Origin of the sequence: Nocardiopsis synnemataformans (genome assembly GCF_965343085.1) — a bacterium.
GTDB classification, from domain to species: Bacteria; Actinomycetota; Actinomycetes; order Streptosporangiales; family Streptosporangiaceae; genus Nocardiopsis; species Nocardiopsis alborubida.
In genome coordinates, this window is sequence record NZ_CBDRFA010000082.1 from 1 (window position 1) to 15,288 (window position 15,288).

Annotated in this window: 13 protein-coding genes and 2 pseudogenes; 10 read left to right on the top strand and 5 right to left on the bottom strand. The window is 72.0% G+C overall.

Annotated elements, in window-relative coordinates; genetic code table 11:
- The 3 genes and pseudogenes from ACSIH6_RS32800 to ACSIH6_RS32810 form a co-directional block, all read right to left on the bottom strand.
- Positions 1 to 1,218, bottom strand: a 1,218-nt coding sequence (locus tag ACSIH6_RS32800) for a sensor histidine kinase (RefSeq protein WP_435112230.1), incomplete at its 3' end; no start/stop codon positions are given.
- A gap of 1 nt (position 1,219) precedes the next feature.
- Positions 1,220 to 1,513, bottom strand: a pseudogene (locus ACSIH6_RS32805) (winged helix-turn-helix domain-containing protein); the annotation flags it as partial.
- 251 nt (positions 1,514 to 1,764) lie between these two features.
- Complete coding sequence (locus ACSIH6_RS32810; RefSeq protein WP_435112231.1) at positions 1,765 to 1,974, bottom strand: hypothetical protein; 210 nt, start codon at positions 1,972 to 1,974, stop codon at positions 1,765 to 1,767.
- 504 nt (positions 1,975 to 2,478) lie between these two features.
- On the opposite strand from ACSIH6_RS32810, the gene ACSIH6_RS32815 reads away from it, so the two are divergent.
- The 9 genes and pseudogenes from ACSIH6_RS32815 (at position 2,479) to ACSIH6_RS32855 (ending at position 11,038) form a co-directional block, all read left to right on the top strand.
- Positions 2,479 to 3,066: a hypothetical protein gene (locus ACSIH6_RS32815; RefSeq protein WP_435112232.1), complete on the top strand. Its 588-nt coding sequence runs from the start codon at positions 2,479 to 2,481 to the stop codon at positions 3,064 to 3,066.
- A 106-nt stretch (positions 3,067 to 3,172) separates the two neighbouring features.
- Positions 3,173 to 4,618 carry a PepSY-associated TM helix domain-containing protein gene (locus tag ACSIH6_RS32820; protein WP_435112233.1) on the top strand — a complete coding sequence of 482 codons (1,446 nt, stop codon included), beginning with the start codon at positions 3,173 to 3,175 and terminating at the stop codon, positions 4,616 to 4,618.
- Between the two features lie 115 nt (positions 4,619 to 4,733).
- On the top strand, positions 4,734 to 5,129 hold the full coding sequence (locus ACSIH6_RS32825) for a hypothetical protein (RefSeq protein ID WP_435112234.1): 396 nt from the start codon (positions 4,734 to 4,736) through the stop codon (positions 5,127 to 5,129).
- Positions 5,119 to 6,723, top strand: coding sequence for a sensor histidine kinase (locus ACSIH6_RS32830; protein ID WP_435112235.1), 1,605 nt, complete (start codon positions 5,119 to 5,121; stop codon positions 6,721 to 6,723). The genes ACSIH6_RS32825 and ACSIH6_RS32830 overlap by 11 nt, the downstream gene beginning before the upstream one ends.
- Positions 6,720 to 7,379: a response regulator transcription factor gene (locus ACSIH6_RS32835; protein ID WP_017562850.1), complete on the top strand. Its 660-nt coding sequence runs from the start codon at positions 6,720 to 6,722 to the stop codon at positions 7,377 to 7,379. The genes ACSIH6_RS32830 and ACSIH6_RS32835 overlap by 4 nt, the downstream gene beginning before the upstream one ends.
- Positions 7,380 to 7,682: 303 nt before the next feature.
- Positions 7,683 to 8,300 carry a DUF4956 domain-containing protein gene (locus tag ACSIH6_RS32840; RefSeq protein WP_435112236.1) on the top strand — a complete coding sequence of 206 codons (618 nt, stop codon included), beginning with the start codon at positions 7,683 to 7,685 and terminating at the stop codon, positions 8,298 to 8,300.
- 50 nt (positions 8,301 to 8,350) lie between these two features.
- Positions 8,351 to 9,199 (top strand): polyphosphate polymerase domain-containing protein, encoded by an 849-nt coding sequence (locus ACSIH6_RS32845; protein ID WP_435112237.1) that lies wholly within the window; start codon positions 8,351 to 8,353, stop codon positions 9,197 to 9,199.
- Between the two features lie 393 nt (positions 9,200 to 9,592).
- Positions 9,593 to 10,116: pseudogene (locus tag ACSIH6_RS32850) on the top strand (hypothetical protein).
- 34 nt (positions 10,117 to 10,150) lie between these two features.
- Positions 10,151 to 11,038 (top strand): hypothetical protein, encoded by an 888-nt coding sequence (locus tag ACSIH6_RS32855; protein ID WP_435112238.1) that lies wholly within the window; start codon positions 10,151 to 10,153, stop codon positions 11,036 to 11,038.
- Between the two features lie 200 nt (positions 11,039 to 11,238).
- On the opposite strand, the gene ACSIH6_RS32860 is transcribed toward ACSIH6_RS32855, so the two are convergent.
- Positions 11,239 to 13,305 carry a heavy metal translocating P-type ATPase gene (locus tag ACSIH6_RS32860; protein ID WP_435112239.1) on the bottom strand — a complete coding sequence of 689 codons (2,067 nt, stop codon included), beginning with the start codon at positions 13,303 to 13,305 and terminating at the stop codon, positions 11,239 to 11,241.
- A gap of 231 nt (positions 13,306 to 13,536) precedes the next feature.
- Here ACSIH6_RS32860 and ACSIH6_RS32865 point away from each other — a divergent pair, with 231 nt between their 5' ends.
- The gene (locus tag ACSIH6_RS32865; protein ID WP_435112240.1) at positions 13,537 to 14,049 is read left to right on the top strand and encodes an SRPBCC family protein; all 513 of its coding nucleotides are present in this window, start codon (positions 13,537 to 13,539) and stop codon (positions 14,047 to 14,049) included.
- 190 nt (positions 14,050 to 14,239) lie between these two features.
- On the opposite strand, the gene ACSIH6_RS32870 is transcribed toward ACSIH6_RS32865, so the two are convergent.
- Positions 14,240 to 15,004: a phosphatase PAP2 family protein gene (locus ACSIH6_RS32870; protein ID WP_435112241.1), complete on the bottom strand. Its 765-nt coding sequence runs from the start codon at positions 15,002 to 15,004 to the stop codon at positions 14,240 to 14,242.
- Between the last annotated feature and the right edge of the window lie 284 nt (positions 15,005 to 15,288).

Sequence of the window (15,288 nt, forward strand, 5' to 3'; positions counted from 1 at the left end):
GGCCGGAAACCCGACGGTCACCACCAGTCCCCCTTCCGGGCGTGCGCGGGCCGTGGCCCGCGCGCCGTGGGCGGAGGCGATCGAGCGGACGATGGCCAGGCCCAGGCCGCTGCCGGGCCGCTCGGTGCGCACCCGGGCGGCGTCACCCCGGTGGAAGGGTTCGAACAGGCTCTCGGGGTCGGTGACCCGTCCGCCGGTGTTGGACACCCTCAGCACGGTGCGTCCGGCCGCCGTGCGCACCCGCGCCTCGACCCACCCGCCGGGGACGTTGTAGTGGACGGCGTTGTCCACCAGGTTGCGCACGAGGTGCTCCAGGAGAACCGGGTCCCCGTCCACCTCCGCGGCCGCGAGGTCGGTCCGCAGGTCGACTCCGGTCTCCTGCGCGTCCTGTGCGAGCAGCGCCGACGCGCCCTCCGCCACCCCGGCCAGGTCCACGGGTTCGGTGCGGGCGAGGCCGCGGTCGGAGCGGGCGAGCAGGAGCAGGCCCGCGAGGAGGCGTTCGCTCCGGTCCACCGAGTCCAGCACGCGGGTGAACGCGGGCTTCAGGTCCTCGGGGACCCGCCCCTGCGACAGCGGTACCTCCACGGCGGCCTTCTGGACCGCCAACGGGGTGCGCAGCTCGTGCGAGGCGTTGGCGACGAACCGCCGCTGCGCCTCGAAGGCCCGTTCCAGGCGGGAGAGCATGTCGTCGAAGGTGTCGCCGAGCTCCCGGAACTCGTCGTCGGGCCCGGTCAGCGCCAGCCTGCTGTGCAGGTCGCGCTCGGACAGGCGGCGGGCCGTCTCGGTGACCGTGTGCAGCCTGCGCATCGGCCTGCCCGCGATCAGCCATCCGGCCAGGGCCGCCAGGGCGACGACGGCCACCAGCACGGCGGCCGACGTGGTCAGCAGGTCGGAGAGCACGCCCTCCTGGTAGTCGCCCAACGGGGTCGTCGGCCCGGCCGCCCCCTCCACACTCTCGAACGGCTCCGTCGGCCCCGCGGACTCCGCGGGCGTGGCGGGCTCGAAGGCGACGGCGGGCCCCCCGCCGTCCCCCGAGGCGACGATGGTCGCGGCCAGGTCGACGCCCCGGTCGGCCAGGCTGGCGGAGACCATCGCGTAGTTGGCCCCGAGCAGCACCGCCCCGCCCGCCGCGAAGACCGCGGTGTAGACCAGGGTCAGCCTGGTGCGCAGGGTGAGCCCGGTCCTGGCCTCCTTCCCGCTCCTCCTCACGAACCCCATGTCAGACCCGGTATCCGTGGCCGGGGACGGTCCTGATCACCGGTGGCTCCCCGAGTTTGCGGCGCAGTCCGTGCACCACCACCTTGAGCACGCCGCTGAACGGGTCCAGGTGGGCGTCCCACACCTTCTCGATGAGGTGGGTCGTGCTCACCGGGGCGCCGTCCGCGCGCAGCAGCTCCTCCAGCACGCCCAGCTCCTTGGGGGAGAGGGAGAGCCCGCGGCCCTCACGGAAGGCGGTGCGGCGGTTGGTGTCGACCACCAGCCCGGCCCGGGACAGCCGGGGGCGCGCGCCCGGGTGGACCGGGGCGTGTGGCTGAACCCGGCCACCACCGACCACCCGTCGGTGGTGCTGGGGCGGGACGCGGCCGCGAGGCTGGGCGTCACCCGGATCACCCCGGACACGCTCGTGCTCGTCGGGGACGAGTACTTCGCCGTCGTCGGCGTTCTGGACCGGGTGGAGCTGGCCCCCGAACTGGACAACGCGGTGCTGGTCGGCCAGGAGGTGGCCGAGGAGCTGCTCGACGCCCGGGGGGAGGCCTCCACGATCTACGTGCGCCTGGATCCCGACCGGGTCGCGGACGCGCGCTCGCTGGTCGGGCGCAACGCCAACCCGGAGAGCCCCAACGAGGTGAAGGTGTCACGCCCCTCGGACGCCCTGGAGGCGCAGCAGGCCGCCGACCAGACCCTCAACGGGCTGCTGCTGGGGTTGGGCGGGATATCCCTGCTGGTGGGCGGGGTAGGGGTGGCCAACACCATGGTCGTCTCCGTCCTGGAACGCCGCGGGGAGATCGGGTTGCGCCGCGCCCGACCGCGACAGGGGCGGGCCCGGCCATTGCGTTGGCGGTTGGGGCTCACCTGCGGGCAGGTTTCCGTGGGAACCCGAGGTGACGAAACCCGTTGTGTCACCGATCCCCGTTTCGTTGCGTTGTTTCGTCACCCGAAAACGCGTTCGGCCGCACCCCTCCGGGCGCTCTCCCGGGTGCCCCACGGGTCGACCGGAGCGGTGCCCGCCGGGGTGCCCCGCCCGGTGGCCGCGCTGGTCGCGCAGAGGGCCGTGATCCCACCGGGCGCACTCGGAAAGCACGAGCACACATGCGCGGCACGGCCGGTCCGGTCGTCCACGGAAACCGCGGCCACATGTGCGCGACACGATCGGCCCAGGCGCCTACGGAAAGCGCGACCACGCGTGCGCGCGCTGTTATGGGAACGCTCCCAAAAGGGGGATGGGCGTCCCCGGGAAAGTACGGAATACTGTCCTCCATGGCCGGTACGGTCCCGCTCCGACTGCCGCGCGCCACGGTGTTCGCCGCGGTGTGCACGGGCGTGTCCTCCACCGGGCACGTCCTGGCCTCCGGACACGCGGTGTCGCCGCTCGGCCTCGCGGCGGGGTTCGTCCTCGTCCTCGCCGTCGCCCACGGGCTCTTCCGCTCCGAACAGCGCCTCGGGCCCCTCGTCGCGACGACGCTGTGGGGACAGGCAGCCCTGCACCTGCTGTTCGCGGTCGCGTCGCCGGACGGCTCCGCGTCGCACGGCGCCGCCTCCCACGCGGCCGGGTCCGGGGCACTGGACGGGTCCGGGGTGGGGCCGGGCATGCTCCTCGCCCACACCGCCGCCGGGGTGGTGTGCGCGTGGTGGCTGCGCCAGGGAGAGCGGGCGGCCTTCGCCCTCGTCGACCTCGTGCGCTCCCTCTTCCACCGCCTGCTGACCCTCGTCTCGCCCCCCGCCGCTCCTGCGCGCCGCGGACCCGCACGGCTCCGCGGACGGACGCCGCTCCGGCACCGCGCCGCCCTCCTGCTCCTGCGGCACGTCCGCATTCTGCGCGGACCGCCCGCGGCCTTCCTGTTCTGAGCCACCCCGCCGGTGCCGCCAGCACCCGGCCCCCACCGACACGTCGGTGTCCCACGCGTGCCCGCCCCCCGGGCCGCCCCGAACCAGACCCAGGAAGGTCGCCCCCATGACGTCCCATGCCCCCGACCGGCTCGGCTCCCCCGAGACACCTCCCCCTCCGAACCGCCGCTCCCCCGTCTGGGCGGCTCTGCGCCAACTCCTCCTACGCCTGCACTTCTACGCCGGGATCCTCGTCGCGCCCTTCATCGCCGTGGCCGCACTCACCGGACTGCTGTACGCGTACGCGCCGCAGCTGGAGCAGGTGCTCTACGCCGACCAGCTCCGCGTCACCCCCGGCGACAGCGCGCTTCCCCTCCAGGAACAGGTGGACACCGCGGTCGCGGCCCATCCCGAGGGAACGCTGAGCGCCGTGCGCCCGGGCACGGACCCCGACGAGAGCACCCGCGTCCTCCTGGACGTGGAGGGCCTCCCCGAGAGCTACCGGCTCGCCGTCTTCGTCGATCCCTACAGCGGCGAACTCCTCGGCGACACGACCAGCTACGGCAGCAGCGGCGCGCTGCCCGTGCGGTCGTGGCTGTCCGAACTCCACCGCCACCTGCACCTGGGTGAGTTCGGCCGCTTCTACAGCGAACTCGCCGCGAGCTGGCTGTGGGCGGTCGCGCTGGGCGGGGTCGTGCTGTGGACCGCGCGCCGGCGCAAGGCCCGCCGCCTGCGCCGCACCCTGCTGCCCGAGCCCTCCGCGAAGGGACGGAACCGGACCATGTCCTGGCACGGGTCGGTCGGGATCTGGGCCGTGGTCGGTCTGCTGGTGCTGTCCGCCACCGGGCTGACCTGGTCCCGGTTCGCCGGGGCCAACGTGACCGACATGCGGGTGGCCCTCGGCTGGACCACTCCGGCGCTGTCGGCGCCCGCCCCGTCGGAGCACGAGGGCCACGGGGACCACAGCGAACACGGCGAACACGCGGACCACGGCTCGTCCGGGCAGGGCGTGGACCTGGACGCGGTCCTGGAGTCGGTGCACGCCGTGGGGATCGACGGCCCGATGGAGATCTCGGTGCCCGCGGAGGAGGGCGCGCCCTTCACCGTCCAGGGAACCGGGCGGACCTGGCCCGTGCACCAGGACGCGGCGGCGGTCGACGCGATGAGCGGCGAGGTGGTCGAGGAACTGCGGTTCGAGGACCATCCCTTCGTGGCCAAGATGGCCACGTGGGGGATCGCCTTCCACATGGGCCTGCTGTTCGGCCTGCCGAACCAGCTCCTGCTGACGGCGGTGGCCCTGTCCGCGCTCTTCCTCGTGTTCTGGGGCTACCGGATGTGGTGGCTGCGCCGCCCCATCCGGGACACCGCGTTCTCCGTGGGACGGCCGCTCGCCCCGCGCGGGACCTGGCGGGGACTGCCGTGGTGGTGCCTGGCCCTGGTCGCCGCGGCGGCGGTGGGCGTCGGCCTGTTCCTGCCGGTGTTCGGGGTCTCCCTGCTGGCCTTCCTCGTGGTGGACGCGGTCCTGGGCCTGCGGCGCGGACGCACGAGCCCGGAGGCCGCCCCGAACCCGTGACAGCGCCGTCGGGGCCGGGCGCTCGGGTCAGCGTCCGGCCCCGACGGGCGCGGATGAAGAATTCCTCATGTTCGTTTCATCTCGTATTCCCCCGCGCCAGGAATGCTCGGCGAGTATGAGATCACCACTGTTGTTGCTGTTAGCGGGCACCGTCGCGGCCTTCCTGGTCGCGGGGGCGGTCCTGGTGTGGGCGATGCCCGAGCGCACCCCGGACACCGCCGCCCCGGGTGAGGTGGTGGTCGGGGAGTCCCCCGGCGCCAGCCCCGCCCCTCCCTCCGACGAGGACGTCGTGGCTCCCCCGCCGCCGATCACCGACCACGACGGCGACGGGACCCCCGACGAGGAGGACCCCGACCACACCGAGGCATCGGCCGAACCCTCACCGACCCCCTCCGGAACACCGGGTCAGATCCCCGACCTCACCTGCGGTGACGGCGGCGATGATGATGATGATGATGACGACGACTGCGACGATGACAGCGACGACGAGGGCGGCGACGATGACGACTGAGGGTCGTTTCGACGGGGACGCCCCGACCGAGGACCTCAGCGGCGTGGTCGGCGGGGATGCCTGGGGCGCGTCCGCGCACACCGACGTGAACTCCACCATGGTCATGAGGGGACCCCAGCCGGAGGTGCCGCAGAAGCGGCGCATCCCCGCCAGACTCCTCATCATGGCCTGGGTCGTCCTGCTGATGGCCGCCGTCCTCGTCCTGGTCAACATCCTCACCTGGAGCGCGCTCACCGCGCGCAACGACGAGCGCGTCGACCGGGCGCTGTCCCAGGAGATCGGCGAGTTCCAGGAGTTCGCCGCCGTGGGCGTGGACCCCAACACGGGCGAGCCCTTCACCGACGTCTCCACCCTCATCCGGCTCCACCTGGCCCGCCAGTACCCCGACCGGGCCGAGATCCTGTTCGGCTGGGTGGAGGAGTCGGCCTCCGGCGGAGGCGCGGGCGGCGCCCCGGAGGCCACGGCCCAGCCCGGACGCATCCGCCAGGGCCAGGAGCCGCCCTTCGACGTCTCCGCGGACCCCGCGATGGTCGCGGAGGTCCTGGAGGCCTCCAGCGCCCGGGGGACCCTGGACACCCCCGCCGGTCCGATGCGGTGGGAGAAGATCCGCGCCCTGCCCCCGGACGGCCGCGGCGACGCCGCGGGCGCGGGGTGGTTCGTCATCGGCTACTTCACCGAGGCCGACGACGACACGGTCACCACCACCACGCAGACGATCGCGCTGGTCAGCCTGGCCGGGCTGATCGCCGCGAGCACCGCGGCCTGGTGGGTGGCGGGCCGCTTCCTCGCACCCGTGCGCCTGGTCCGGCAGACCGCCGCGCACATCACCGAGGAGGACCTGACCCGGCGCATCGACGTGTCCGGGCGGGACGACATCGCCGCGCTCGCCGAGCAGTTCAACAGCATGCTGGACCGGCTGGAGGGCGCCTTCACCGCCCAGCGGCAGTTCGTGGACGACGCCGGGCACGAGCTGCGCACGCCCATCACCATCGTGCGCGGCCACCTGGAGCTGATGGGCGACGACCCCGAGGAGCGGCGCGAGGTCCTGCGCCTGGTCACCGACGAGCTGGACCGGATGAGCCGGATCGTGGAGGACCTGCTGCTGCTCGCCAAGGCCCAGCAGCCCGACTTCCTCCGCGAGGAGGAGGTGTCCCTGGCCGAGCTGACCAGCGACATCGACGCCAAGGTACGCAGGCTCGGCGACCGCGACTGGCGCCTGGAGTCGCTGGCCGAGGGAGCCGCCCGGCTCGATCCGCAGCGCGTCACCCAGGCCGTGGTGCAGCTGGCCGCCAACGCGGTGCGACACACCTCGCCGGGGTCCACGCTGCGCGTGGGCTCGGGCTTCAGCGGCGACGACGTGCTGTTCTGGGTCGCCGACCAGGGGCCCGGCATCCCGGCCGAGGAGCACGGCCGGATCTTCGAGCGCTTCTCGCGGGGCAGCGGAGCGGCCAGGGGGGACCGGGGCGCCGGTCTGGGCCTGGCCATCGTCCGCGCCATCGCCGAGGCCCACCACGGACGGGTGGACCTGCGCTCCGCGCCGGGCGCCGGTTCGACGTTCACCCTCGTCATCCCCACCGGAAAGAGGTACGTGTGAGTCGCATCCTCATCGTCGAGGACGAGGAGCGGATCGCCTCGTTCGTCCGCAAGGGCCTGGACGCCAGCGGGTTCACCACCACCGTGGTGGGCACGGGGGCGGAGGCCGTGGACTACGCGGTGACCGGCGGCTTCGACCTGATGCTGCTGGACCTGGGCCTGCCGGACACCGACGGGTTCGACGTGCTGCGGCGCGTGCGCTCGCTGGGCGTGGACATCCCCGTGGTCATCCTGACCGCGCGCGACGGCGTGCGGGACACGGTGACCGGCCTGGAGATCGGGGCCGACGACTACGTCACCAAACCGTTCCGGTTCGAGGAGCTGCTGGCGCGGGTGCGGCTGCGGATGCGCAACGAGCGCCCCACCGAGCTGACGGTGCTGCGGGCGGGCGGCCTGGCCCTGGACCTGCGCACGCGGCGGGTGGCGGTGGAGGAGACGTCCGTGGACCTGACCGCGCGCGAGTTCTCCCTGCTGGAGCTGCTGATGCGGCACCCGGGCCAGGTGCTCACCCGGCAGCAGATGCTGTCGCACGTGTGGGGCTACGACTACGACCCCGGATCGAACGTGGTGGACGTGTTCGTGCGGGCGCTGCGCCGCAAGGTGGGCGCGGAGCGGATCGTGACCGTGCGCGGGATGGGGTACCGGTTGACCGGGTGAGACGGGTGGCCCGGGTGGCCTGCGTGATCTGGGCGGCCCGGTCGGCCCTGTGCCCTGAGTGATCTGCGTGATCCGGATGACCTGCGTGACCCTGGTGGCCCTGGTGGCCCTGGATGACCGGGGTGCCCCGGGACGGGAGGACTCCGGTGTGCGGCGGGCGACGTTCCGGTGACGAGGGGGCGGAGGTGTCGGTGACACCCCCGCCCCCTCGTCCGCGCCTCGGATGACCGGCGCGTGACGAACATGAGGGTTCCCTCATCCACTCCTCATGGGATCCTCACCGCCCGTCCAGAGGATGAACACATGTTCTGGTTCGCACTGGCGGTCAACACGACCGCGATCATCACCTTGTCGTACGCCATCTACTTCCGCCGCCACGGGCGGCGCGACCTGCTGCTGGCCTACGTGGCCCTCAACACCGGCATCTTCGCCGTGGTGTCCATGCTGACCAACCAGGAGGTCGGCCTGGCGGTCGGTTTCGGCCTGTTCGGCGTGCTGTCGATCCTGCGCCTGCGGTCGGACCTCATCAGCCAGGGCGAGATCGGCTACTACTTCACGGCGATCGCCCTGGGCCTGGTCAACGCGGTGGCCGCTCCGATGCCCTGGGTGATGCTGGGCCTCAACGCCCTGCTGCTCACCGGCCTGTACGCGGCCGACCACCCGCGCCTGCTCTCGCGGCACGAGCGCCGCATCCTGACCCTGGACGTGGTGCACGAGGACCCCGTGGCACTGCGCCAGGACCTGGAGGCGCGGCTGCGCGGCCGGGTCAAGAAGGTCGAGGTCACCGAGGTCGACTACGTGCGCGACCTGATGGTCGTGGACGTGCGGTTCCAGGCGCCCCGGATCGCGTCGGTTCCGGGCCCCGGCCGCGGGTTCGGGCAGGGCTTCGCCTCGGTGACGGGACGGACGGGACGACGATGAGCCCCGCCGTCCTCGCCCCTGTGGAAGCCCCCGTCCCCATGGAGACTCCCATGACCCTGGAAGCCCTCAGACCCGTGGAAACGCCTGCTCACGTGGACGTGCCCTCGCCGGTCCTGGCGGCGCTGCGCCCGATGTCGCTCGCCGAGATCAACGAGCGCGCCGCCCTGGTGACCCGGACCTGCCGCAAGTACCTGGTGCCCGCCGAGCTGCTGGAACAGCTGTTCGCGGGGGCCGGGGACCGGTTCGGGGTGCTGACCATCGACGGGCAGCGGGACTTCCGGTACTCGTCCACCTACCTGGACACTCCCGACCTGCGGACCTTCCACGACCACCGTCAGGGGCGGCGGGTGCGCTTCAAGGCCCGGACGCGCACGTACGTGGACACGGGGACGCGCATGTTCGAGGTCAAGCTCAAGGGCGCGCGCGGGATCACCGACAAGACGCGGATCGCCTACACGGGGCCGCCGGACCGGATGACCCCCGAGGCCCGGAGGTTCCTGGACGACACCCTGCGTTCGTACGGCATCGAGGCACCGGACGTGCTGGCGGCCAGCGCGGTGACCGACTACCGGCGCACGACGGTGGTGGCCTTCTCGGGCGAGGAGCGGGTGACGGTGGACACCGACCTGGTCGGCTACCGGGCGGGCTGGTCGGTGCGGATGCGCCCGGAGGCGGTGCTGTTGGAGATCAAGACGCGCGGCGGGCTCACCGCGACCGAGCGCAGGCTGCACGAGTACGGGGTCCGGGAGGCGCGGTTCACCAAGTACGGGGCGACGGTGGCCGCGCTGGAGCCCCGGCTGCGGGGTAACCGGTGGCATCGGGCGATGGGCGCGTGCCTGGACCACCCGGTGCCGTGCACCCTGGAGCGGGCGCGGGTGGGGACCGCGCTCGTTCCCTGACGGGACCGGTGACCGGGGCCCCGAAGTCCGCCCGCACGGGAAGCCGCGGGCCTCACGCCGATCTACCCCTGAGGCCGGGGGTACCCTGGCCGGTTCGGGCGGGGATCTCCGAACACCTCGTGCACGAATACTTTCAATTCCGGCATGAGGGATTTTCTGGATGGGGCTAGCAGTTAGTGCTGGCCCCTTTTTCATGCCTGCTGAGCTGGCATGACAGGAGATGAAAGAAGTTTTTTCGGCCGCTTCGCGGGAAACGTGCTACGCCCGAACAGGCGTGCCCTAATCTGGCTGCGACCACACAACTGAACCCACACGATGACCCCGCAACGGTTAATTTCCGTTCGGGGCCGTGGCCAGCAACTTCCATACCTTCAGACACAAGGACTTGCCAGCATGCGCCAGTTTAGCGCTGCCCTTCTCAGCCGTGCCCTCGGCCCGCTGATCGCCTTCCTCTCCTCCCCCTGCGGACGCCACTCCACGGTGGCCGGTCGCCGCCGCCGCTCCACCCGCGTCCGCCGCCACGTCCCCGCCCCTCCCCCGGCCCCGCTTCCGCCTCCCCGCCTGGCACCTCCGCGCGAGACCGTTCCGGCCGAGGGCATCGCCCTGGTCAGGCCCTACTTCGCCGCCCACGAGCGCTCGCGCGTCTCCGCGCCCCGCGCCTCCGTGCCGCGCATCCCCGCGCCCGGATCCCCGAACTCGCCTCCGAGACGGAGGAGGTCCGGCGCGCGTTCGCCCTCGCCCTCGAACGCGCCGCAGCCCTGCGCCAGCAGTGGCGGAACGATCCCGACGGCGACCTGCTCGGCGAACCCGCACCCCGCTTCGGGGTGGTCAGGGCCGCCAGGTCCCCCGTGCGGGGCGAGCTCTGCGGACTGACGCACACGTGGCTCGGCCAGCAGCGCCAGGCCACGCCCGCGTGAATTCTTCCTCCCGACAGCCCCGACAAGGAGACGTATGCCCAGCCGAGCCCACGAGATCCCACTGCGGATCATCCAGAACCAACCAGCCCTGGCCTCAGTACTACTCAAGGAGTCCTTGGGGTTCGACGTTCCCCACCACACCGAGGCACTGCCTACCACCTCAGTCCTCACCAACTGCGATCCGAAGGAGCTCAACAGCGACGGAGCCACACTGCTCCGCGACGGGACCCGCAACGTGCTGGCGGTCGTCGTGGAACGCCAGCACGACCGGGACAAGGAGAAGCGGGCGAGCTGGCCCGCCTACCTGGTCAACCTGCACGTCCGCCTGGAGTGCCCCGCCGTGCTCGTCGTCCTGTGCCCTGACGACGCGATGGCGCGCTGGTGCGCCAAGCCCATCAGCATCGGCCATCCCGACTTCGTGCTGAGGCCGTTGGTGATCGGTCCGGGCAACACTCCCGTCGTCACCGACGTGGAGCAGGCACGTGCGATGCCCGAACTGGCGGTGCTGTCGGCCTACGCCCACGGGGACACCGACCCGCGCACCCTGAAAACGGTGGTGGAGGCGCTTGACTCCACCGCTCCGAAGAACCGCACGTTTTACTATGACTACGTACTGGCCGGTCTTCAGGAGGCCGCCCGGAAGGAGTTGGAGGGCTTGATGGCCTTGGACACCTACAAGTGGCAGAGCGACTTCGCCCGCAAGTACGTCCGTATGGGCCGGGAAGAAGGCCGCGAAGAAGGCCGTGAGGAGGGCCGTGCGGCTGAGGCCGCGAACAGCGTCCTGCTCTTCCTCGACGCACGCGGTCTGACCGTCTCCGACGAGGTCCGCCAGCGCGTCAGTTCCTGCACCGACCTGGAGACCCTGCGAACGTGGGTCCTTCGGTCCACCAAGGTCGAACGCGCGGAGGACCTCTTCGGCTGACATGTCCGCGGCCAGCATGAAGGTTTCACGTGAAACCTCGCTGAGCTGCGAGAACGAGGCAGCCACCGTCCCGTATCCGATCGGGACGGTGGCCTGTCGCGACGTCCCTCCCGCTACCGAAGGGGCGTCACGATCCTCCCAGACGTTACCGGGTCCGGCTCCGCCATCGACGGTGCGGGCGCGTGCCCGGACCGCGCCCCTCAGGAGGAGGCGCTCAGGTCCACCCGGCGCAGGAGCTGGGCGTTGAGCGCCACGATGATCGTGGACAGGCTCATCAGCACCGCTCCCACGGCCGGGGCGAGCACGATCCCGACCGGCGCCAGCACCCCGGCGGCCAGCGGGACGGCGACGACGTTGTAACCGGCGGCCCACACGAGGTTCTGCACCATCTTGCGGTAACCGGCCCCCGACAGCTCGCGGACCGCCACCACGCCGCGCGGGTCGTCCGAGGCCAGCACGACCCCGGCGGACTCGATCGCCACGTCGGTGCCCGCTCCGATCGCGATGCCGACGTCCGCCCTGGCCAGGGCGGGCGCGTCGTTCACACCGTCGCCGACCATCGCCACCCGGTTCCCCCTCGACTGGAGATCGCGGACCACGGCGTCCTTCTGGTCGGGCAGAACCTGGGCGAAGACCTCGTCCAGGCCGAGCCGCTCGGCCACGGCGTCGGCCACGTTGCGGGCGTCGCCGGTCACCATCGCGACGCGCACGCCCCGTTCCTGGAGCTGCCGGACGGCCGCGGCCGACTCGGGGCGGACCTCGTCGGCCAGCGCCAGGGCACCGGCCACCTCACCGTCCACGACCACGTGCAGCACCGTCGCGCCGCGCTCGCGCCAGGGCCCGGTGCGTCCGGCCAGGTCGCCCGGCTCGGTGAGGCCGAGCGACTCCAGCAGGGACGGGCCGCCCACGTGCACGTCGGCGTCCGCGACCGAGGCACGGACACCGCGTCCGGTCAGCGACCGGAAACCGGTGGCGGCGGGCACCGCGTCCGCCTCCCTCGCCGCCCGGACGATCGCCCTCGCGAGCGGGTGCTCGGAGTCGGCCTCGACCGCACCGGCCAGGGCCAGCACCCGCTCGGACGTGTGCCCTGAGGCGGCGGCCGTGTCGGTGACGGCGGGGGCACCCCTGGTCAGGGTGCCGGTCTTGTCGAAGAGCACGGTGTCCACGAGGCGGGTGCGCTCCAGTGCCATGCGGTCCTTGACCAGGATGCCGTTGCGGGCGGAGACGGCCGTGGAGATCGCGATGACCAGCGGGATCGCCAGACCGAGGGCGTGCGGGCAGGCGATGACCAGAACGGTCACGGTGCGTTCGACGGCCTCGGTGGCCTCGCCGAGCAGGGTCCACACGGCGGCGGTGAGCACGGCGGCGACCAGGGCGAACCAGAACAGGAGGGCGGCGGCCCGGTCGGCGAGCGCCTGCGAGCGGGAGCGGGACTCCTGCGCCTCGCTGACGAGCCGCTGGATACCGGCCAGAGCGGTGTCCTCGCCGACTGCGTCGACGCGGACCCGGACGGCGGAGTCGGTGGCGACGGTCCCGGCGACGACGCGGTCGCCCTCCGAACGGGTGACCGTGCGGGACTCGCCGGTGATCATCGACTCGTCCATGGCGGCGCCGCCCTCGACGACGGTGCCGTCGGCGGGGACGCGCCCGCCGGAGCGGACCAGAACGGTGTCGCCGGTGCGCAGGTCGGCGACGGCCACCTCCTCGACCCCGCCGTCGGCGCCGATCCTCTCGGCGCGGTCGGGCAGGAGCGCGGCCAGGGCCTCCAGGGCGCCGGACGCCTGGCCGAGGGCGCGCATCTCCAGCCAGTGGCCGAGGAGCATGACCACGAGCAGCAGGACCAGCTCCCACCAGAAGTCGAGTTCCATGCCCACCGCACCGAACGTGGCGAGCGTGCTGGAGCCGAAGGCGACGGTGATCGCCATGGCGACCAGGGTCATCATGCCGGGCCTGCGCTCGCGGAGCTCGCCGACGACGCCGGAGAGGAAGGGCCAGCCGCCGTAGAGGTAGACGACGGTGCCGAGGACCGGCGGCACCCAGGTCAGCGCGGAGGGGACCTGGTAGCCGAGCCAGCCGGAGACCATGTGGCTGGTGAGGACCACGGGGACGCTGAGCAGCAGGCTCCACCAGAAGCGGGTCCGGAACATCGCGGCGTGGTCCCCGTGGCCACCATGACCCCCGTGACCGGCGTGCTCACCGTGGCCGGGGGCGTCCCCGTCACCGGCGTGCCCGTCGTGGCCGTGCGGTCCGTGTTCACCTGCGGTCATGTCGTTTTCCCCCTCACTCTCGCAACATACCCGCCAGGGGTATTCACAGGACAGAAGTTCGCCTCACCCGGCGTGTCATTGCAAGCAATATACCCCGTAGGGGTATCTCCGCAAGGGGTGACGGCTCCCTCCGCCGGGAGTCCGACACAGCGCCACCCCTCACGGCACCTCCGCGCGGATTCCCTCCAGGGGCGCCGGGGTAGGCCGACGCCGAGTGGACCTGGAGGGACCATGGCCGGACGCGAGATCGACGAACGCGGGCTCCTGAGCGGACCGAACACCACCGAACGCCCCCGTGCCACCAGCACGGCGGTCTACACGGCCTACTTCGACGCACCGCCCGACCGGGTGTTCGCGTTCTGCACGAGCCGGTCGGGACTGGAGGGCTCCATGCCCGGCGGGGTACGCGTCCTGCACTGGCCCGAGGCGGGCTTCGCCGAGGGCGAGACGATGGTGATGCGCTGGCGCCTGGCCGGGATCCTCCCCGTGCGCTGGGTCGGCGTCATCGACTCCTTCGAGGAGGGCGACCACTTCACCGACCTCCAGCTGCGCGGCATGTTCCGGTACTTCCGACACACGCACACGACGGCACGCGAGGGCGCCGGAACCGCCTACACCGACCGGGTGGAATTCGCCAGCCTCTTCGGTCCTATTGTGGACAGAACCGTACTAAGGTTTGTGATGGACCGGATGTTCCTACAACGTCTGGCCCGCATGCGGGAACTGGTGGAGACCGGGGCCTGACCGCGGGGAGCCCTCCCGGCTCCCCCACGTCGGTCCCACGGACCCGCCAGCGCCCCCACCAGCACGTACGCGGATGCGTCGACACGTCGGCGTACCCGGCCCCGTCCCGGACGGGCGTCGGGGCCGCGGACAGGCGCGGCGCCCGCCGGACCGGGTCCGACGGGCGCGGTGCCACGGGTGGGAGAGCGGCTCAGTCCCTCGCGGGAAGCGCGCCGTCCCTCTCGCCGTACCAGGGCCACCACTGGGTGGTGCGCCCGGACGGGATCATCCGGTCCAGCCGGATGGTCACCCTCAGCGCGAAACCGCCCGCGATCATCCCCGCCATCAGATCCGTGAACCAGTGGAAGTGCAGGTAGATCGAGACGATGGACTGGAGCAGGGCGATGGCGACGATGCAGTACGCCAGGCGCCGGATGATGTGCGGCCGGGCCGCCGCGAACCGGATGATCAGGAAGAGCACCAGGCCGTAGATGAGGATCGCGTTCGCCCCGTGCCCGGACGGGAAGGCCACGTTGCCCGGCCCCATGAAGAAGTCGGGGTCGAAGTCCTTGGCGTGCCCCCGGTTGATGGCCAGCTTCATCACCGACACCAGGGACATCATCCCCACGACGCCGACCGCGCCCAGCACGATCGGACGCCAGCTGCGATGCCAGTAGGCCAGTTGGAGCGCGGTGACGCCCAGGACCGGCAGCGCGACCGCACGGGAGGCGACGGTGTCCGGCCAGAGGATCATGGGTTCGCGGAGCGTGTCCCAGTAGGGCCGGGGCAGCTCGTTCAGGAAGTTGTCGACCGGGTGCAGCGGCCCCGCGGCCAGCATCGTCATGACGATCAGCGCCACGGCCAGCATGATGGCGATGCGGTCCGACGCGATTCCCCACGCGATCTCGCTCACACTGGGCCATCGGACCGGGCGCACGACGGGCCGCCCGGGGTCGTACACGGTGGTACGCACCATGGGAATCGGCCCGCTGTAGGGCCCCGGGAGCGGTGTCGTCCGCTCTTGCCTGTCGTGTGGCTCGGTCAACTGCCTCGCCCGTGGATGTCGTCGTGTCCTCGAAGAGTGCGTCATGTGCTCAGTGCTGTCTCACACGTCGTGGGCTTGCCTGTGGCACTTGTGAAGCGTGGGGGACGGGCTAGCCGTGGTTGCTGGAACTGATCTGACGTCCTCAGCGCCGACTCGGGGTGGACATGACGGAGAGTCCGAATACTTTCCGCCCACTCCGTTCGACGACCGTTCCT